Origin of the sequence: Mycoplasma sp. SG1, from assembly GCF_023612375.1 — a bacterium.
Classification (GTDB): domain Bacteria; phylum Bacillota_I; class Bacilli_A; order Mycoplasmatales; family SG1; genus SG1.
In genome coordinates this window covers 234,266-254,603 of record NZ_CP076852.1, presented here as the reverse complement: position 1 = coordinate 254,603, position 20,338 = coordinate 234,266, and the positions used below count along the sequence as shown (strand labels likewise).

24 protein-coding genes, 1 tRNA gene and 1 pseudogene are annotated in these 20,338 nt (G+C 26.8%); all 26 read right to left on the bottom strand.

Features of this window, described 5'->3' with window-relative positions; all coding sequences use genetic code 4:
- Positions 1-105 precede the first annotated feature (105 nt).
- Positions 106-906 (bottom strand): F0F1 ATP synthase subunit A, encoded by an 801-nt coding sequence (locus JRW51_RS01300; RefSeq protein ID WP_250328882.1) that lies wholly within the window; start codon positions 904-906, stop codon positions 106-108.
- Between the two features lie 110 nt (positions 907-1,016).
- A complete protein-coding gene (locus tag JRW51_RS01295) occupies positions 1,017-1,592 on the bottom strand; it encodes a hypothetical protein (protein WP_250328881.1) in 576 nt (191 codons plus the stop codon).
- A 12-nt stretch (positions 1,593-1,604) separates the two neighbouring features.
- A complete protein-coding gene (gene glyA, locus JRW51_RS01290; protein ID WP_250328880.1) occupies positions 1,605-2,852 on the bottom strand; it encodes a serine hydroxymethyltransferase in 1,248 nt (415 codons plus the stop codon).
- Entirely contained in the window at positions 2,839-3,471 is a 633-nt protein-coding gene (locus JRW51_RS01285; RefSeq protein WP_250328879.1) for an L-threonylcarbamoyladenylate synthase, read from the bottom strand. The genes glyA and JRW51_RS01285 overlap by 14 nt, the downstream gene beginning before the upstream one ends.
- A 26-nt stretch (positions 3,472-3,497) precedes the next feature.
- Positions 3,498-4,049 carry an SMC-Scp complex subunit ScpB gene (scpB, locus tag JRW51_RS01280; RefSeq protein WP_250328878.1) on the bottom strand — a complete coding sequence of 184 codons (552 nt, stop codon included), beginning with the start codon at positions 4,047-4,049 and terminating at the stop codon, positions 3,498-3,500.
- A complete protein-coding gene (locus JRW51_RS01275; RefSeq protein WP_250328877.1) occupies positions 4,042-4,812 on the bottom strand; it encodes a hypothetical protein in 771 nt (256 codons plus the stop codon). Before JRW51_RS01275 ends, scpB begins: the two co-directional genes overlap by 8 nt.
- Positions 4,793-5,530, bottom strand: coding sequence for a lysophospholipid acyltransferase family protein (locus tag JRW51_RS01270; RefSeq protein ID WP_250328876.1), 738 nt, complete (start codon positions 5,528-5,530; stop codon positions 4,793-4,795). Before JRW51_RS01270 ends, JRW51_RS01275 begins: the two co-directional genes overlap by 20 nt.
- A 26-nt stretch (positions 5,531-5,556) precedes the next feature.
- Positions 5,557-6,057: a dihydrofolate reductase gene (locus tag JRW51_RS01265; RefSeq protein WP_250328875.1), complete on the bottom strand. Its 501-nt coding sequence runs from the start codon at positions 6,055-6,057 to the stop codon at positions 5,557-5,559.
- 6 nt (positions 6,058-6,063) lie between these two features.
- Positions 6,064-6,942 carry a thymidylate synthase gene (locus tag JRW51_RS01260; RefSeq protein WP_250328874.1) on the bottom strand — a complete coding sequence of 293 codons (879 nt, stop codon included), beginning with the start codon at positions 6,940-6,942 and terminating at the stop codon, positions 6,064-6,066.
- A 167-nt stretch (positions 6,943-7,109) separates the two neighbouring features.
- Positions 7,110-7,382, bottom strand: coding sequence for a hypothetical protein (locus JRW51_RS01255; protein ID WP_250328873.1), 273 nt, complete (start codon positions 7,380-7,382; stop codon positions 7,110-7,112).
- A gap of 106 nt (positions 7,383-7,488) precedes the next feature.
- Entirely contained in the window at positions 7,489-8,385 is an 897-nt protein-coding gene (locus JRW51_RS01250; RefSeq protein WP_250328872.1) for a methyltransferase, read from the bottom strand.
- Entirely contained in the window at positions 8,366-9,211 is an 846-nt protein-coding gene (locus JRW51_RS01245; protein WP_322948508.1) for a peptide chain release factor-like protein, read from the bottom strand. Before JRW51_RS01245 ends, JRW51_RS01250 begins: the two co-directional genes overlap by 20 nt.
- A 28-nt stretch (positions 9,212-9,239) precedes the next feature.
- Positions 9,240-9,452 carry a hypothetical protein gene (locus JRW51_RS01240; protein ID WP_250328871.1) on the bottom strand — a complete coding sequence of 71 codons (213 nt, stop codon included), beginning with the start codon at positions 9,450-9,452 and terminating at the stop codon, positions 9,240-9,242.
- 10 nt (positions 9,453-9,462) lie between these two features.
- Positions 9,463-10,425 (bottom strand): ATP-dependent 6-phosphofructokinase, encoded by a 963-nt coding sequence (locus tag JRW51_RS01235; RefSeq protein WP_250328870.1) that lies wholly within the window; start codon positions 10,423-10,425, stop codon positions 9,463-9,465.
- Entirely contained in the window at positions 10,407-10,622 is a 216-nt protein-coding gene (locus tag JRW51_RS02775) for a hypothetical protein (RefSeq protein WP_265739913.1), read from the bottom strand. Before JRW51_RS02775 ends, JRW51_RS01235 begins: the two co-directional genes overlap by 19 nt.
- A gap of 10 nt (positions 10,623-10,632) precedes the next feature.
- Complete coding sequence (gpmI, locus tag JRW51_RS01230; protein WP_265739912.1) at positions 10,633-11,964, bottom strand: 2,3-bisphosphoglycerate-independent phosphoglycerate mutase; 1,332 nt, start codon at positions 11,962-11,964, stop codon at positions 10,633-10,635.
- 190 nt (positions 11,965-12,154) lie between these two features.
- Positions 12,155-12,934, bottom strand: coding sequence for a triose-phosphate isomerase (tpiA, locus tag JRW51_RS01225; protein WP_250328869.1), 780 nt, complete (start codon positions 12,932-12,934; stop codon positions 12,155-12,157).
- An 8-nt stretch (positions 12,935-12,942) separates the two neighbouring features.
- Positions 12,943-14,166, bottom strand: coding sequence for a phosphoglycerate kinase (locus JRW51_RS01220; RefSeq protein WP_250328868.1), 1,224 nt, complete (start codon positions 14,164-14,166; stop codon positions 12,943-12,945).
- A gap of 13 nt (positions 14,167-14,179) precedes the next feature.
- Complete coding sequence (gene gap / locus JRW51_RS01215) at positions 14,180-15,187, bottom strand: type I glyceraldehyde-3-phosphate dehydrogenase (RefSeq protein ID WP_250328867.1); 1,008 nt, start codon at positions 15,185-15,187, stop codon at positions 14,180-14,182.
- A gap of 119 nt (positions 15,188-15,306) precedes the next feature.
- Complete coding sequence (locus JRW51_RS01210) at positions 15,307-15,855, bottom strand: DNA-directed RNA polymerase subunit alpha C-terminal domain-containing protein (protein ID WP_250328866.1); 549 nt, start codon at positions 15,853-15,855, stop codon at positions 15,307-15,309.
- Between the two features lie 78 nt (positions 15,856-15,933).
- Positions 15,934-16,883, bottom strand: a pseudogene (tsaD, locus tag JRW51_RS01205) (tRNA (adenosine(37)-N6)-threonylcarbamoyltransferase complex transferase subunit TsaD).
- Positions 16,877-17,452 (bottom strand): hypothetical protein, encoded by a 576-nt coding sequence (locus JRW51_RS01200; RefSeq protein ID WP_250328865.1) that lies wholly within the window; start codon positions 17,450-17,452, stop codon positions 16,877-16,879. The pseudogene tsaD and the gene JRW51_RS01200 overlap by 7 nt, the downstream one beginning before the upstream one ends.
- A gap of 1 nt (position 17,453) precedes the next feature.
- Complete coding sequence (gene tsaE, locus JRW51_RS01195) at positions 17,454-17,909, bottom strand: tRNA (adenosine(37)-N6)-threonylcarbamoyltransferase complex ATPase subunit type 1 TsaE (RefSeq protein WP_250328864.1); 456 nt, start codon at positions 17,907-17,909, stop codon at positions 17,454-17,456.
- A gap of 25 nt (positions 17,910-17,934) precedes the next feature.
- Positions 17,935-18,010 (bottom strand) — tRNA-His (locus JRW51_RS01190).
- Positions 18,011-18,108: 98 nt separating this feature from the next.
- Positions 18,109-19,521: a Sapep family Mn(2+)-dependent dipeptidase gene (locus tag JRW51_RS01185; protein WP_250328863.1), complete on the bottom strand. Its 1,413-nt coding sequence runs from the start codon at positions 19,519-19,521 to the stop codon at positions 18,109-18,111.
- 127 nt (positions 19,522-19,648) lie between these two features.
- The gene (locus JRW51_RS01180) at positions 19,649-20,320 is read right to left on the bottom strand and encodes a copper homeostasis protein CutC (protein ID WP_250328862.1); all 672 of its coding nucleotides are present in this window, start codon (positions 20,318-20,320) and stop codon (positions 19,649-19,651) included.
- Positions 20,321-20,338 lie beyond the last annotated feature (18 nt).

The window sequence follows — 20,338 nt, the reverse complement described above, 5'->3', positions numbered from 1 at the left end:
TTTTGTTGTTTTGTTGATTGTATTTTTAAATTACTTTTTTTAAATATTATAAAGATTATTGATAAGTAGTAATAAAACTTATTGATTCTAATTGAACGCCCTATCTTACTCGATATGTCGCACAATATCAACGTTTTTATCCTCGTAGTATGAACCAAGTTTTGCTTTAGCGTTTGATTTTTTAGATTTTTTAATAACTTTTGTTTCTTCTTCATGAATTGCTTCCATACCAATATATGAAAGGGTTAAAAGAACAAAAATAAAAGTTTGAATTATTCCATCAAAAATATCAAAATAAAAATGAAAAGGAGGGGCAATAAAGCCAGCTAGAAAATTAATTTCGATGTTTGCTCCTAACTTAATTGCATAGATATTTCCTGTCATTAAATAGATAAGATAAAGAATCATCGTCCCTGCAATTAAGTTTCCAAAAATCCGAAAAGTTAATGAAATAAAAGGAGCAAATTGATTTAAAATTTCAAGCGGATTATAAATGAATTTTAAAATGTATTTTAAACGTTGAAAGAAAATACCAGTTAAAATCATACCAGCTAAAGTAACAATCCCTAAAGCAAAAATGACTGTATAAGATGTGCTGATAGCTGAAAGGCCAATTAAAGATAATAAATTACCAATTCCTAAATATAGAAGTAAAAAAATTATATAAGGAGTTAATCATCTAAATTTAGGACTTGTAATATCGATAACAGTATCTTCTACTCACCCAATAAAACGTTCACAAAGCAAAACATACCCTTTTGGAGCTTCTTTATATGATAGTTTTCGTAACTTTCATCAATAAAGAAAGACCCCAACTAAAATTATCACCGTTGTAATAATGATGGTAAAAAGTTGCGGTTGAAGATTTCAACTAAATATACTACTCTTAGAAGATGCTAAATTCATACAATTAAAAAAACTAATCCAGCAACCAAACTGGATGAACAAATCAAGTACTTTTTTTTATTACTATAGATTTGATTTTATCAAAAATAAATTATTTTTTAAAAAACTAACTATAAAGTTATTTTTTTATTTTGATCTTTTTTTAAAACTGACGGAGTTTTATGTTTATTTTCTTCTTCTAAGTCTTTTAAAAGTTTTTGATATTCAAGATCATAATCAACTGCTGTTTCTTTTATGTCATTTGGTGTATCATTTTCAATTTCATCTTGTGCTATAACGTATTTAATAATAATCAAAATAATACCTAAAATTAAACAAACTGCTATTCCAGAGGCTAGACCAATTAAACGAAAATATTGGCGAAAAATAATAAAAACGATTAAAAAAGCGATTAAAAGAACATATCTTCCTAAAAGACTTAAGAGATAAGTTTTTTTAGCGGTTACAACCGATTTCCGAGCAAGCTTTAAAACTTTATTAGCGCTTGCTTCGATTAATGAAAGAAAAGCTAAAAATAAAAAATAACCAGCACTAAAACCAAGGAGCTGGAACATATTATCGTTTTTGTTATATAAAAAATAAATAACAAAAAAGGCAATCAATAAACCTAAAAGGAAAAAAATAAAAAAAAGAATGTAATTAAAGACCCCTTTTTTATTTCATAAAATGGTAAGAACTTTTTTCATTAAATTAAATATTTAAAATTCAAGATCTTTATAGATCGGAAAATCATTTAAAAGATTTTTCACTTTTAAAGAAAAGGTCGGAATTAACTTTTCTCAATCATTACTTCTTCAAATCTGATCAATTCAATCAACTAATAATGTAACTTCTTTTTCTTTAAAACCCCTGCTTGTTATTCATGGCGTACCAATTCTTACGCCACTTGTTACGGTTGCTTTTAAAGTATCATATGGAAGAAAGTTTTTATTAACAATAATCCCAACTCTATTTAATCTGTTGGCAGCTTCTTTTCCAGTTAAATTAACACTTTTTAAAGCATCAATTAAAAGTAAATGGTTATCAGAACCACCAGTTAACAAATGATATCCTTTTTTTAAAAATTGATCACAAAAAGTTTGACAATTTGCTAAAACTTGTTTTTGATAATCAACAAAGTCAGAAGATAAAGCCTCAATAAATGCTTGTGCTTTGGCAGCTATGATGTGGACCAATGGACCGCCTTGAATGCCTGGAAAAACAGCAGAATTTAATTTTTTAGCATGTTCTTTTTTAGCTAAAATAATTCCAGAACGGGGTCCTTTTAAAGTTTTATGGGTCGTTGAAGTAATAACATCAGCATAAGGAACGGGTGAAGGATGGACTTTAGCAGCGATTAAACCAGCAATATGCGCCATATCAACCATTAAATATGCTCCAACTTCATCACATATTTCTCTAAACTTAGCAAAATCTATAACCCTTGGATAGGCTGAATAACCCGTTAAAATTAATTTTGGTTTGATTTGTAAAGCTAATTTTCTGATTTCTTCATAATTTAAACGATAGGTTGATGGATCAACATGATAATGCGTAAAATGATAAGTTATCCCTGAAAAATTAATATTAAAGCCGTGACTTAAATGCCCGCCATCGCTTAATCCTAACGCTAAAACCTTATCATTAGGTTTTAAAAAAGCCAAATAAGCAGCAGCATTCGCCTGCGATCCTGAGTGAGGTTGAACATTAACATATTCAGCTTCAAACAAGGTTTTTAATTTTTCAATCGCTAAATTTTCAACTTCATCAGCATATTGACATCCTTCATAATAACGATAATCAGGATATCCTTCAGCATATTTATTTGTTAAAGTTGATTGAGCAATTTTTAAAACTGCTTCAGAAACTAAATTTTCACTTGCAATTAAAGAAATCGTATTCTGTTGCCGTTTTAATTCTTTTTTAAGAATTTCTAATAAATCTTTATCTATTTTATCTTTTAACATATTCAATCCCTAAATTGTCTAGTCTTTCTATGATTTGATTATAATTCTTGCCTATTCTTTTAAATTTATAAGGTCTTTTTGAAACATCAATAATTGTTGATGGAACCTGTTCTTCTGATGTTAAATCATCGCTTGATGTATTAACTAAAAATAAATTATTGTCGGTTGCAAACTCCAATATTTTAAAATGTTCCGTAATAAATGGTTCATCTTCGTAATTACAGCTTGTTGAAAACAAAGGTCCAGTTACATCGACAACCGATTGTAAAAGTGAATGTTGATTTGAAATTAAACGGACCGCTATCTTATCATTGAAAGAAACTATTTTCGTTTCTGGTAATTTATCAATGATAAAAGTTAACGATAGATCTTGAAATGTTTCAAGAAGGTTTAAATCTTTTTCTGAAATATCAACATATTGTTTAATTTGTTCTTTAGAAGCGAAAATCGTTATAAATGATCTTTTTTTTTGAACTTGTTTTATTTCATTAAGCTTATTAGCAGCCTTTAGTGATGTTGCGTTTCCTAATATACCAAAAATAGTTTCAGTTGGTAAAATGACAATTTCATCATTCTTAATTTTTTCTTGAATATCAGCAATAATTTGATTGTTAGTCATAGTTGTAATTTTATTTGTTATTGACCTTAATTTATATATAAATCATTATTTGAATCGGTCGGAACGATTATTTCTTTCAATTCATTTAAATTTTTGATCTTAAATAAATCAAAAAATTTATCGGTTACTTTGTAGCAATTAAAAAAAGGGCTTGTTGTTGTTCGATGTGATTCAATTAAACCGACTGAAAGCAATAAATTCAATGAAGATTCTGAACTTACACCGCGATATTGTTCAATTAATTTTTTGGTTACTTTTTTATTGTAAGCAATTATAGCTAAAACTTCAAGCGCAGGTTGTGATAATTTAACTTTTGTTGTAATTGAATCTTTAAAAAATTTTTGTAAATCTTCATAGACTGAGGGTTTGGTGATGAGTTTAATTCGGTTGTTGTAAAACAATAAATTTAACCCTGATGAGTTATCAGCTTCAAGTTGATTTTGATACTGATTTAAAAAATCCATTAATGCTTTTTTTGAACATGAATAATGTTTTTTTAAATCATCAATATCAACGCCATTTTCACCATTAACAAATAATAACGCATTAAGAAATGATAATTCTAATTTTTTAGCCATGTAAAATAATTTTTAAATCATTAAAATTTAATTGATTGACAAACTCAATTTTAGCGTCATTTGCAAAAAAAAGCAAAACAAAAAAAGAAAGCGCTAAATGATCGGTTGTTATCATATTATGCTCTTTTAAATGTTTTTTTAGAAAAAAGGTTTTTTCTTTCGTTGTTTTAAAAAAGGAAGCAAAATGATTTTCAACGTCATTTATATCAATAAAATTAACATTATCTTTAACTAAAGGTTGTTTTAGTTCAAACCTTTTTTTAATCTTTAGATAAACCTTTTCTAGTTTTTCTAGATCCAATGGTTGTAATTGAGCAATTGGTTTTAAAAACTTATAGTCAGCTTGTTTATCAAACGATAATTGCCTGTCATATTTATTGTGATTAAAATATTTAATTAATTCTAAAATTAAACGATGTTCTTTTAAATTAATTAAAATATCTTTTTGATCTTTTATAAATTCTTCAGGAATTTCAATTTTAGTTTGTTCATTAATAACAACTTTTAGTTTTAAATCAATCAAATTACTTAAAAGTAAAAGAAAGTAACTTGATGAATACAAAAGATCATATTTATTAGCGAACTCTTTATAAATTGTGATCTTTTCAATTAAAGTGTTAATAATATTTAAAAAAGAAACCTTACTTAATAATGTTTTATTCGTTTTTAAAAGACGGGTAAAATCATTAATTAAACCGTTATAAAAATCAACTTTAATTGTTAATATTTCTTGATTAATTTCTTTATGTTTTTTGTGAATCATAATATTCATCTAATTCATCTTGAATTAATTTTTGAATATTTTTTGTAACAATTTTTAAATCTTTACTTAAAAACTTATTAGGATGAACGAAATCTAATACTTTTACATCTATTTTTGGCGCTTTAAATAAATGAAATCTAAATTTCTTTTTAACTTGAGCAGAATTGTATATAACAATCGGAACAATAGGAGCCATTGTCGCTTTTGAAATTAATGATAAACCATCAAAAAAAGGTAAAAGTTTTTGAGGATTTTTATTTCTTGTTCCTTCTGGGAAAATAACTAAATCTAAATTTTGATCTAAAATTTTTGTTTTTGATTCGCTTACAGTATTTAATTTTGATTTTAAATCGCTTCTGTTAACAAAAATTGGATCAAAAACTTTCACAAATCTGCTTAGTGGCCCTTTTGCAAGTTCTATTTTAACAATTGCAGAAAAGGGACGATCTTTTAAAATATCTGGTAAAACAAAAATATCAAATCAAGATTGATGATTAAAAACAATAACCGATGTTCGTTCAGGAAGTTTATCTTTATCAATAATATTAATTTTTACTTTATGTAAAAAACGTAATGCTTTTAACATTCTTAAAAGTCACTTTTCACAATATTCTTCAGTATATTTTTTATGTTCTAAACGTTTTTTAACGATTCGTTTTGCTTTAATATACGAACCAATAAAATAAAAAAAATAAATTGGGATAAATCAAATTCTCATATTTTACTTTGATATTTTTTCTTTTGCTATGGTTTTAAATTTATAGCAGATATTCTCTTTCATATTTGAAATCTAAAATCAGGATGAACTTCTTCAATACATAATTCAAAATCATTTAAATCTAGTTCTGGAAAAAAAGTATCTCCTTCGTAATCTTTATTAATTCTGCTTATATAAAGATATTTACAATATGGTAAAAAAAGTTCATAAACTTCTCTTCCACCACCTACAAAGATTATATCTTTAACAAGGGCAAATTTTTTGATAATTTTTTTATAATCATGAACAATTTTTAATGGGTTAATCATTTTATATGGTAATTTATACCCTTTTTGACTTGTTAAAAGAAAAACTGACCTTGATGGTAAAGATTTACCAATCGATTCTACGGTTTTTCTTCCAAAAATAATTTTGTGATCATGGGTTAAATATTTAAAATTTTGAAGTTCTTCTGGATAACTTCACGGAAGTTTTCCGTTTTTACCTATGACATTCTTGTCTGTCATGGCTACTATAATTGCTAGCATAATGTCTTAAACACTCACTTTCCCTTTAATTAATTTATGATGTTGATATCCTATTATTTCAAAATCTTCAAACTTAACATCGTTTATAGTTTTTCAATTAGCGTTAATTTTCAGGATCGGAAACTGATAAGGTTTTCTTGTAATTTGTTCTTTTATCTGAGGAATGTGGTTTGTATAAATATGTGCATCACCGATTGTATGAACAAATTCTAAAGGTTCTAAATTGGTTAATTTAGCTAAGATGTAAGTAAGTAGTGAATAGGATGCAATATTAAACGGAACCCCAAGAAAAAGATCTGCGCTCCTTTGATATAACTGACATGATAAATACTTATTATCAGTTACATAAAACTGAAACAACAGATGACAAGGAGGTAGTAACATATCCTTGATTTGAACAGGATTTCAAGCTGTAACTATCAGTCTTCTAGAATTAGGGTTCGTTTTAATCATTTCAATAACATCTTTTAATTGATCGCAACGTTGCCCATTAAAATTCCTTCATTGAAATCCATAAACTGGGCCAAGTTCTCCTCATTGTTTAGCAAAATTATTATCGCTTTTTATTTTTTGAATAAACTCTTTGATTGTTTCGTTTTGATAATCTAATGATTGTCGATACTTTTGAAAAGGTCATTCATTTCAAATATTAACGTCATTATCAACTAAATATTTGATATTGGTTGATCCTTTTATAAATCAAATAAGCTCATGACAAATGGCTTTAAAAAAAACTTTTTTAGTTGTTAAAAGCGGAAAAGATTTGTTAATATTAAATCTTAATTGTCTACCAAAAACACTTTTAGTTCCAGTTTGAGTTCTATCATCTTTGAAAAAACCATTATCCAGAACATCTTTACAAAGGTTTAAATAATCTATTTCCATGTCTTTTATTATAAATTTTAATTTAGATGAAATTGATAATTTAAACTTTTATATTATATTTTATCGGTAAAATATTAAAAAAAAAGTAATTATTAAAAAAACTTTTTAACTTTTAAAGTTTAGATTATCAAAATATATAACGATCTAATTAAAAAAAATATTTTAATCTAAACAACGATTAAATCTTCGACATCGATTATCTGCTGATCTTGATTGGCAACTAGTTTTCCTTTTATTAAAAGTTTATTACCTTCGCGTAGTAAATTTTTAAAAATTAGATAATGTTTATGTCAGATTTGACATTTTAAAAAATAATCATTATCTATACCTGAATAATGATTTTTAACTACTATTTGAAAAAAAAGAAAATCCTTTGCTTCTGTATGGTTCTGATTTAAAAATTGGTTAATTTCTCCCAAAATTACTATTTGATTGATCATATATTTTAAAAAATTAAATTTATAAAATTAGTAAATTTTATTATTTAAAATAATTCTAATTCATTTTTAGCATCTAAATTGTAAGTTTGTGTTTACAGTTTTTATCTTAGTTTAAAAGATTAAGATCATCTTTAAAATAAGATAAAGAAAGAGAAGAAATAATTAAAAAAACTGTTTCATTCGTTACTTTAGAATTTAAAAAATATCAATGTTCCATTCATCGATATTTTTTTCTTTCTTTTTTTAAAAGGTCACTGAATTTTGAATTAATTTCAAAAGCAAATAAAAAAGGTTTAAAAACTAAATGTTTTGCTTGATCAAGTTCTTTAAAAATTTTTTTATAAATTGCAATTTTTTTAGTATATAAAGCGCTTTTAGGCTCGTGTTTAACTGATTGATTTAACGTTTCGCTAACATCTATATATGGAGGATTTGAAACAAGGATGTTAAACGATTGCTTCTTTTGAATAAGGTAAGATAAAAGATTTGATTTATAAATATTAACATCAAGATTTAATGTTTCTTTATTTTTTAAAGAAGCATTAATTGGTAAATTGTTTTTTTCAAGACAAATAACATTAAAATTATGAAAGTGTTTTTTAAAATAAAAACCAAGCGCTCCTGAACCTGAACAAAGATCAACTAAGACTGCGTTGCTAAAAACTGCTTCTTTTTGAATAATTTCTTGAACTAAAGATGCTAATTCTAATGTAATCGAACGCGGAATGAAAGTTTTTTTATTTAAAAAAATTTTCATTTTATCAAAATAAGTAAAACCCAAAAGATAAGGAATCGGCAATTTTGTTTTTCTTAAATAGGTTAATGTTTTTTTTGTTTCTTTGATAACAAAAGGAGAAATATCGTGATCAGAAACTAAATAATCAAATTGCGAAAGTTCAGGATTAAAGTAGTAACAAATATCAGAAAGATAAGTCGTTTGATCAAATTTATAAATTTTGAACAGTTCTTCTTTAAGTCATCTTTTATATTGTATAAAGTTCATTTTTATAAATTCTTAAACTTGAAACGATGTCGTTAAAATTGCCGTTCATAATATCTTCAAGATTAGATCAAGATTTTCCACATCGATGATCGGTAACACGGTTTTGGGGATAATTATAAGTTCTTATTTTTTCAGCACGCATTCCCCTTCCGATTTGTTGATTACGTTGCGACATTATTTTATCAACTTGAATATCAAAATTATGTTTATATAATTTAGCCCTTAAAGCTTTCATAGCAAGATTTTTATTTTCATGCTGACTTCTTTCGTTTTGACTTGTTACAACTATATTGGTTGGTAAATGCGTAATTCGAACCGCTGAATCGGTCATATTAACATGTTGGCCACCCGCTCCAGAAGCGCGATAGGTATCAATTTTTAAATCTTTTGGATCAATTTTTACTTCGATATCATCAACAGTTGGTAAAACAGCTACTGAAATAGTAGAAGTATGAACCCTGCCTTTAACTTCTGTTTTTGGAACCCTTTGAACACGATGAACACCTGATTCAAATTGAAAGTATTGATAAACGTTAACCCCTTTAACTTCAATGCTAACAAAACTATAACCTGCTCCCGTGCTTGACTCAGAAAGTTCTAAAATTTGATATTTTCATTTAAAACTTTCAATAAATTTTAAATAGGCAGAAAATAAATCTTTAACAAAAATAGCAGCCTCTTCACCGCCTGTTGCAGCACGCATTTCAAGAATAATATTTTTATTTTGAAGATGGGCATCAAGTTGATTTTCTTCTTGAATGAATTGAATTATTTCTTTTAAAGTTTCAGCTTGCTGATTTTTTAAAATATCTATCTCATCAGAAATAAGTTTTATAAGATCCTTATCTTCTTCTTTAGTTAACGAATTGTTTTTCTGCGATTTCTTGCTTTATTTTTTGATATTTAAGATATAAATCACAAATTGGGGTTATTTTTTTAAGTTCAATTTGAAGCTTTTTTAGTTCGTCATTAAAATTTTGATCATTAACCATCTTTAAAATTTGATCATTCATTTTATGATATTGATCTAATTTTAACTGAAGCGTTTTTTGTAACTTTTCATCCATAAACTAACAATTATTTAATAATTTGAAGAACATCTTCAAGACATCTTCAATCAGCGGGTTTTTTAAGCAATGCTTCTTGGATTGGAATTTCAATAATTCTTAAATCTTTGTAAGCTAAACAAATCTTTGATTTATTATTAAGAACTGCTAAAATAGCATGATAACCAAACATCGTTGCCAAAATACGATCAAAACCACAAGGTGAACCACCCCTTTGAACATGACCTAGAACGGTTGCCCTTGTTATTACTTTAGATTTTTTGGTAATATCTATCTCAAGTTGTTTCATGTCATACATATTTTCAGTTACAACAATTAAACAATGATTTTTACCGTCTTCTTTAGCGTGTTTAATCGCTTCGACAAATTGATCAACATTTTTTTTGTTATCAGGGGTTGAAATAACTTCAGCGCCGGTTGTTATTCCTGCTATATAGGTTAAATATCCACTATATTGACCCATCACTTCAACGATTGAACAACGATGATGGGATGAAGAAGTATCTCTTAGTTTATCAATGGCTTCAATAATAGTTTGTAATGCAGTTCAAAATCCAATTGTAAATTCAGAAGAAGCGATGTTATTATCAATTGTTGCAGGAATTGTTATACAATTAATTCCTTCATCAGATAAACGACTAGCACCCATATAAGTCCCATCGCCACCGATGCAAATTAAATAATCTATACCTCTGTCTTGGAGATTCTTAATTCCTTTTGCTCTAACTGCTTTTTCTTTAAACTCAGGCAGTCTAGCTGTTCCAATAACTGTTCCACCTTTATTTAAGATATTCCCAACACTTTTATAATCAGCTTCAACTATATTATTGTTAACTAAACCAAGATAACCATCATAAACTAAATAAGGGATAATATTTTTTTTTAAGGCTGTTCTTACAATGGCACGAAGACAAGTATTCATCCCTGGAGCATCACCCCCAGATGTTAAAATCGCTACTTTTTTTTGTTTCATAAAGATGGGTTTTTTTCTAAAAGAATATTACCAGTCATTTCTGCTGGCGGATTTTCTCCTCAATAACTAATAATTGTTGGTGCAATATCACCAAGTTTACCGATTTTTTTAATAAATTTATATTTTTGATCGGTTACAAGGAAAGGAACTAAGGCAAAAGTATGAGAAGTGACAGGTTCGCCGTTTTCATCATACATTTTATCAGCATTACCATGATCGGCGGTTAAAAAAATTCGTTCCTTTTAGTTTTTTAAAGTTTTGATATAAAATACCAATACATTTGTCAACTTCTTCAACCGCTTTAATAGCAGGTTCAAGTTTTCCAGTATGACCAACCATATCGCAATTTGCAAAATTTAAAACAATTAACTTATATGGATTATGATTTTCGATTTCTTTTAAAAGTTGCTCAGTAATTGCTGATGCGGACATTTCAGGTTTTAAATCATAAGTTGCAACTTTTGGAGATGGAATTAGAATTCGTTTTTCATTGTTATAGGTAACATCAACACCACCGTTAAAGAAAAAAGTTACATGGGCGTATTTTTCTGTTTCAGCGATTCTTAATTGTTTTCAACCTTTATTTGCAACTCATTCGCCAAAAGTGTTTTTAATAACTTGATCTTTGTAGGCAACTAAACCTTTCACAGAGTCAGCAAAATGAGTCATTGAAATAAAATTAATGTTTGAAATAACTTGTTTTGGTCTTCAAATATACTCCTTGTTAGTAATAGAACTTGCTAATTCAATTGCTCTATCTTTTCTAAAGTTAAAAAGAAAAACCGAATCATTAGCTTTAAACTTAGAACCTTCTATTTTGCTGTTATATGCTGGAACTATGAATTCATCATATATTTTTTTGCTATAACTTTCTTCTAGATATTTACAAGGATCTGTAAAGCTTTTACCTTCCCTTAAAACGATAGCATTGTAAGCTAAAGAAATTCTTTCTCAACGCTTATCACGATCCATTGAATAATAACGGCCTGAAATAGAAGCTAGATAAACATTTTTATATTCTTTTAAAAGTTTTAAAAGTTCTGTTAAATCTTCTAAAGCAGAATTATATTTAACATCCCTTCCATCAAAAATTAAATGAAGGTAAACTTCTTTTATTTTAAAATGTTTTTTTAAATTAAGAACTCCGATAAAATGTTCAATTGATGAATGAACCCCACCTTTTGAATACAACCCAATAATATGTAATCTTTGATTTTTAGAATTTTCAAGTTTTTCAGCAAATTCTTTAATTGCAGGCTTCTTGTAAAACTCACCACTTTCAATTTCGTTGTTGATTAGGCATAAAGTTTGATGAACAACTCTCCCTGAACCAATATTCATATGCCCAACTTCAGAATTACCAAACTGATCATCTGGTAATCCAACGAATTTTCCAGAAGCATGTAATTTAATATTTGGATAATTTTTGTACAAAAAATCTAAGTTTGGGGTAGATGCAGATGATATCGCATTTCAAGCGCCTGGTTTATCTAACCCATACCCATCCATAATACATAATAATGTCGGTTTAATTTTCATAATAAGCGTTTTCTAGTTTAATTTTAAATAAATCAAAACAAAAATAGTAAAATTTTTGTTTGAAATTGTCTGCTAACTTTCTTGTAAACTTATTTTATTATATTTTATAGATAAAAAAATATATCTTTATCTATTCAATAAAATAGAAAGATTTAAAAAAATATGCTTTTATTTTTGAAATTATATCTTTTTAGTTTTTTGAAGTAACACTGTTATTTGTCGCTTTTATAAGTTGAAAAAAAGATTCTGCTTTTAATGATGCTCCGCCAACTAAAAAACCATTGATATTAGGAATTTTATTCAATTCAACAATATTATTTGGATTAACAGATCCCCCATAAAGAATTACCGCTTTTTTAGCGGTTTTATCAGAAAATAATTCTTTAATAACTTGACGAATATAAGCAACCGTTTTTTCAATTATTTCGTTGCTTGCAACTTTACCAGTTCCGATTGCTCAAATCGGTTCATAGGCGAAAATAATATTTTTGCCATTGAAATTAATATTAGTTAAATCTTCTTTTAACTGGTTGTGTAAAATATAATTTGTTTGCTGATTTTCAAATTGTTGTAATGTTTCTCCGATACATAAAATAGGTGTTAAATCATTTAAAATTAAAAATTCGATTTTTTTATTAATTTCATAATCTTTTTCACCAAAAAGATATCTTCTTTCGCTGTGACCAACTAGTGAATAAGCTACTTTGTAATCTTTTAATTGATTAATTGAAACTTCACCAGTAAATGCTCCTTCGTTATGAAAATAACAATTTTGAGCAATTAAAGAAACTCCTTTACTAATTTCTTTTGCAACTACTGGAATCAGTAGTGGTGATGGCGCTATACCACATTTAACATTAAATTTTTCTGCTTTAAGAAATTGATTAAATTCTTTAAAAAAATCTTTTGTTGTTTTTTTATTTTTATTTAGTTTCCAATTGCCTAAAACAAGTTTTTTATTTAAATCCATTTTTTAATTTATCTTTTTTGAATATTACTTATTCCTTTTAATTCTTTTCCTTCAAGAAATGTCAAACAAACTCCTCCACCAGTAGATATGAAAGATACTTTTTTCTCTAAACCAAATTTAGCGCAAGCAGCAGCGGTATCCCCACCGCCAATAAATGAATAAATTTGCGGATTATTTGCTAAAAGTTCTAGCAATGATTTTGTTCCTTCTTTGAAATGATCCATTTCAAAAACACCAACAGGGCCGTTTCATATAATTGATTTTGATTTTAAAATAATGTCAGAAAAAGCTTTGATTGAATAAGGACCAATATCCATTCCCATTTCATTTGCCTTAAATTGATTTATATTTCTAATAACTCCTGGTTGATCTTTAAACTCTGTGCTTAAAACATTATCAATCGGTAAAATAATTTTGCCTGAATGTTTTTCAAGTAAAGTTTTTAAAGTTGCTAAATAATCATTTTCAACTAATGATGTTCCAATTTCATGACCTAAAGCTTTATAAAAACTAAAAGCTAATCCCCCAGCTATGATCAAATGATCAGCAAAGTTTAAAATATTTTTTATGACTTTAATTTTATCGCTTACTTTTGCTCCACCAATAATAACAGTTAAAGGTCTTTTTGGATGTTTAGTTATTATTTCAAGGGTTAATAATTCTTTTTCAACTAAAAAGCCAAGACAACTTTCTTTCATAAAAAGCGGAATTCCTGCCCCTGATGTAGAATCACGATGAGCAACTCCTCAACCATCAAAAACAAAGACATCGCCTAAATTAGCTCATTCTTGGGCTAATTTTTTATTTAATGTTGATTCTAGATTATCATTTATATCCAAAAATCTTGTATTTTCAACAAGCGCAACAAGTGTCTGTTTACTTTTCTTATGCTTACTTAAATGTTGGCTAATTTGATTTGGGCTTGGATCTTGGATGAAAGTCAAATCACAATCATGATTTTCAAGATATTTTTCAAGTTTTGAAAAGACTGGAAATAATGAAAATCTTTTTTTATCAGTTACTAATTTAGGACGTCCTAAATGCGATAAAATAATAATTTCAGATGGTTTTTGCTTTAAAATATATTCTAATGTTGGAATTGACTCTTCAATCCTTTTATCATCGGTTATCGTATATTCGTTATCAATTAATGCTAAAGGAACATTGTAATCAACCCTAATAATAACTTTTTTATTTTTAAAATTGATGTCTTTTAAACTTTTTAAATCCATATTAAAAACTTTCTTAAATAGTTAAAAAATGTAATACAGATCTTACTAATTGAGAAACATATGAACTTTCATTATCATATCAAGATAATAATTTAACTAATTGTCCGCCGTCTTCAAGATTTAAAACTTTCGTAAATTGACTATCAAATACAGAACCATAGTGAGTTCCGATGATATCAGTAGAAACAATGTAATCTTCACAATATCCTAATGTTTCATTAGCAGCTTTTTTAATTGCTTGATTAATTTCTGTAACTGAAACTTTACTGTTAAGATGACATGTTAAGTCAACAACTGAACCAACTACAACAGGAACTCTCATTGCTATCCCATCTAGTTTTCCATTTAAATGTGGAAGAACATATCCAACTGCAACTGCAGCACCTGTTGTGGTTGGTATTATATTATTCATAGCTGATCTTGCTCTTCTTAAATCAGAGTGTGGTAAATCTAAAATTCTTTGATCATTGGTTACAGCATGAACGGTAGTCATTAGTCCGTATTTTAGACCGAAAGCTTTATCTATAGCGTTTACAACTGGAGCTAAACAATTGGTTGTACATGATGCTCCTGAAATAATTTTGTCATCGCTTGTTAAAGTTTTATGGTTAACATTGTATACAATTGTTTTAATGTCTTTTTCTTTAACAGGTGCAGATAGAACTACTTTTTTAGCTCCTGCTTCAAGATGAAGTGATGCTTTTTCTTTTGTAAGGAAAAAACCTGTAGATTCAACCACTAAATCAATTCCTAGATCTTTTCAAGGAAGATCTTTTGGATTGCGTTCTGATAAAATTAATATTTCTTTACCATTTACAATTAAATATTTATCCTTGTAACTAACCTTAAAGTTTTCAAGTTTTTTCTGACTTGAGTCATGTGATAATAAATATGCAAGTGTTTTTGCATCTGTTAAATCGTTTATAACTACTATTTCAATATTGCTTTTTGAATATAAATATTTAAATGTTAATCTTCCGATTCTACCAAATCCATTGATGGCAATTTTGTATTTTTTCATGTGATAATAATTTTTAAGTTTTTAATAATTTGTATTATTGTGATTTAAAATTTTAAATTTTAGTTCATTGTAAAAATTATAAAATAAACCATTTTAAATTAGAAAAGTTTAACAAATCTTTATTTAAGGTTAAGTGTGATAGATAAAACAATAATTACTGCAATTACTGCCACAACACAATAAATAATCCCAATAATTGTCTGGTTTTTTTGTTTTCGTTTCTTATCTTCAATCACTTTTTGTCTTTGATTGATTATTTCTAATTGTTGTTGTATTTGTTCAAATTCTTTACGTTGACCAAGTTCTTTGTCCAATCATTTTGATGCACTTTTTGAAGTGTCTTGTTCTTTTTCGCTTAAAGACAGCGATAAATTTAATTTATATAACATCGTTTTTATTTCCAATAACGCACCTTTGCCAAGAGACTCTAATTCTAATAAATCCTCGGGTGTAAAATAAATAATTTCAGAAAGGGATGTAATATCATTTTTTTTAAGAGTATTCGCGGTTCTTCTTGATAAATAACCTAAAAGACAAAGTTTTTCAACATCATAATCTTTAAAAGTATTATTTTCAATCATTTTTTCTACTTCATCAAGGGAAAGAATTTTATGTTCTTTTGCTGCATCATTAGTAGTTGTTAAAGCATATTCGTCGTTTTCTAACATCTTATAAAAAAACTTTTTTTGAAAAAATATTTAAATTTTATTAAATATTATACTAAGATACATTTTTAATGTTAACCATTAATCTAATTGAATAAGTTTATTTATTTTTAGTCAAGCTAGATAACCAATCATTCCAGCGTTATCACTACAATATTTATTTAGGGGAAAATAAAAATTAATATTCATATTTTGCAGTTCTTTTTTAATAAAATTTTGAAAATATTTATTTTGAGTGACCCCTCCTCCAATAAATAAATTGACTGGTTTATACTTTAAAATAACTTTTTTTAAATTTAAAATAACTTGAAGGAAAGCATAATGTTGAAAACTGTATGCTAAATTTACTTTTTCATTTTCATCAATCGTTTTAATCTGCTTTAAAAATTCTGTTTTTAAACCACTATAAGAAAAATTAAAATCAATATTTTTGGGTAAAGAAAAGGTAAATTTTAATGATCCATTCGTTGTAAATTTTTCAAAATTTTCTCCTCATGGATAATTTAAACCTAAAACAACCGCTAATTTATCAAAACACTCCCAATTGCATCATCTAAAGTTTCTCCGATAATTTTTAATTTATTTTCTTTTCAAAGATAAATATTTGTGTGACCGCCTGATAAAATAAGACCTAAATTCGTTTGTTCGATAAATAACTGCGGTTTATTATTATCAATTAAACTAGAAAAAAGATGGGCTGATAAATGATTGATTGGAATAAGGGGAATGTTTAGAATAAAACTTAAAGATTTGGCGATTGATTTACAAATATGTAAACACGCCGGTAATCCTGGTTTTTCGCTATATGCAATAAAATTAAGATCAAAAAAACTTATTTTAGCTTCTTGTAAAGCTTGAAGAAGAAATTGATCATAATCTTTAAAATGATAGCGGGCAGCTAATTCTGGAATGATTCCATTATAGTTTTGATGAATGGCTTGGACTTTTTTAGTTAAACTAATAACTTTATGATCTTTCAAAACAGCAAAACTTGTATCATCGCAAGTTGCTTCAATAGCTAGAATTATCATGTTGAAGTTAAATAAATGGGGTCTATCTTTTGAATATTTTTAATTAATTTTCCATATTTTTTACAATTTCTTGTAAAAGAATCAATAAAATGAACACTTTGAAAATCAATTACTTTTTCTGAATCTTTGTTTTCTAAAAGTTTATAGACCGTTAAAATATCACATTTTTGAATCTCATCTATCGCTTTAAAATGAAGAAAAGTTTGAAAATAATTAACTGAATTTGATACCATTAATAAACTGATTGTTTTATGTTTTGTTTCAACCTGGGCTAGTAATGAATTGATTGTAAAAACTTTAATTTTAGGATAAATCATTTTTAACATTTTAACAAAAACTAAAACGATTCTTACTCCAACATATGAACCTGGTCCAATTGTTGTATAAACATTATCTAGATCGTTAATTTTAAAATTATGTTTTTTTAAAATATCATTAAAAACTGTTTCAATATAATTTTCAGAATGTTTTTGAAAATTATTTTGATTAATTTTAGCTAAAATGAGATTATCTTTTTCAAGAATAATAATCATATATTTTGTTGAAGCATCTAAATATAAATTAAGCATATTAATGATTATCGTTGATTTGACATATTCTAGTTTTTAAAGGATCGTTATCTTTAAAACTGATTGTAATTTTTATGGCGTTTTTTAAAATAAAATCAGAATAATTTTTAAACTTATCTGCTCATTCTATAACAATAATATTATTATTGGTTGTAAAATATTCAAAGATTTCACTTACTAAATGTTGATTGGATGATTCTAGTTTATAGAAATCAGCATGAATAAAAAGATTGTTATTTAAAAGCGAATAAATATTATAAAAATTAAAACTAGCGCTTGTTATTGTTTCTTTTATATTTAAAGATTTTGCTAAATATTTAACAAAGGTTGTTTTTCCGACCCCAAAATTACCATTTAAAAAAAAAATTAATGATCCTGTTTGATTAATAAAATACTTTTTTTTTAAATAGATACAGATTGCTTGAAAATCTTTTGGATGATTGATGTTAAATATCATTATTAAAGTTAAAAATGTAAAAAAATGGGGCGAACGATGGGATTTGAACCCATGAATGTCAGTTCCACAAACTGCTGCGTTAACCACTTCGCCACGCCCGCCATAAAAATTACATCAAATTTTATTTTGATGTAATTGGTTTTAGTTTATCTGAATTATTATATCTATATAACAAATAAAATGTTTTCTTTTTTAAAAATTAAGAAGTAATTGAAATTAATGCATGAACGAAAATCTCAACCGCTTTTAATAAATGTTTAATAACAACTCTTTCATTTGGTTGGTGTTCTGTTTCTTCATCTCAAGGGAATAGCATTCCGAACGCTACACAATTTGGAATAGATTTAGCATAAGTACCCCCGCCAATTGCAAAAGGTTTATTTTTATCATCGTTTGCGATTGTTTTATAAACATGACAAAGTTTTTTAATATAAGGATTTTCAAGTGAATATCTAATCCCTGGGGTTAAGTTAACGTTAAAAGATGCATAGTTGTCAAAGTATTTATCAACAATATATTTAAAACGTTCTAAAATTTCATTAATTTTAGCAGTATTAGGAATTCTTAAATCAAAATATATTTTGAACTTATTATCGTCATATTCAACAATGTTAGGAGAAATAGTTAAACGTTTTTCAACTGCATCAAAATATGAAATTTCTAATTTTTCACCAAAAGTAGATTTATGAAAATAATTATTTATAAAACCAACTAATCTATCTTCAAAATAAAGACTTAAAAAATTAGCAAGATATGTCGCTGCATTTAAACCTTTTTCAGGGGTTGAACCATGAGCTGATTTACCTTCTAAATCAAGCATAACTTCTGTTTTTGAAAGTTGTTTGATTTTTCCTTTAATGTTATTTTCTTTTAAGTAATCAGCAAAATTTTCTGTAAGGTTTGCATAACTTCCAATAACAACCGCTTTTGCTCTACTTGGGACAGCATTATGAGCTTGATTGGCAAAGAAATATTTAACATCATTAGTAATTAAAGAAGGATTTATTTTCCCTGTAATTAAAACAGGAGCGAGGGCTTTTTCAGCAAAAGTTAGCGGAAAGTAACTATCAGGAGTAAAAGCAAAAACAGGTTTTTCGGTCTTTTCATTTTCAAAAAAATGTTTAGCACAAGTTGAACCATTTTCTTCATTACCACCGATAAAAAGTTGAATTCGTTTATTAACAGGAACACCTAAATCGCGAATAATTTTTAAAGCGTAATAAATAGCAACCAACGGTCCTTTATCATCTTGTGTTCCACGACCATAAATTTTACCATCACTAATAGTACCACTTAATGGCGGATATTCTCATTCAGAAGCAAGGTATGGAACTGTGTCAATATGAACAGCTGCCATTACCATGTCGCTTAATTCTTTAGACCCATGTTCAATAATAATAGCATAACCATCATCATCTTTTATTGCAAATTTATCTTTTTTAGCTTTATCTAAAAAATAATCCATTCCTTGTCTTATTTTTTTACCAAAAGGGGCATTATCTGATATAGAATCTCCGTCAAATAAGGTGTCAATTTGAACTATTTTTTGAACATCTTTAATGATATCGTTTGAATATTTATCAATTAATTGTTGAATTTTTTGATCGATCATATGTTTTAACAATTGTTGTTTTTAGGATAAAAAAAATACATAAATATAAATGTTATATTTATTTTTTTTAATTATAAAAGAAAATATAACAAAAGTTAAAGGATAGGAATGGAGTTTTAAAAATAATTTATTTTAGATCAACAAATTCTTGGATTTTATCGCCATTTATTGGTTCTGATCATTTGTCTTTATGACGAATACAACTACCGATATGTAAACGTTTTAGATTATTTTTCAAAAGAAAAACTTTATTCGTAAAATTTACTCCTCCGCCAATTAAAAATTGAACTTTTTTTGAAGGTAATGACTTGATTTTAGAAATTTCTTCAACCGTAATCGCAGAATATAAAATTTCTTTTACCCCCATTTTTTCTAATTCAACAATCGCTTTATCTTTGTTAATAACTTTTTCAAAACAACGATGACAAACTAATTGGTATGGTAAAACTAATTGAACCATTTCTTTCATCGCGTCAATATTTAATTTTTTATCGTTATTAATCGCTCCAAAAACAAAACCATTAAAAGCTTTTAAGTGGGCAAAGTTTTGTTTTATGTATTTAACTATTCCTTTTAATTCATCCAATTCAGAATCTTTTAAAGTAAAATGTTTAGTTGTTCTAAGCATTATGTTAATTGGTATTTTTGAAATTTTAAGACAATCTTCAACTAATTCCATAGTTGGGGTAAATCCACCTTTTTTTAAATTAACGCATAGTTCAATTCTGTCTATGATCTTGGCCTGCTCATTTAATGTTAAACAATCATCGACTGATGTAGCTATAACTTCTAAAAACATAATAAAGTTTGATAAATT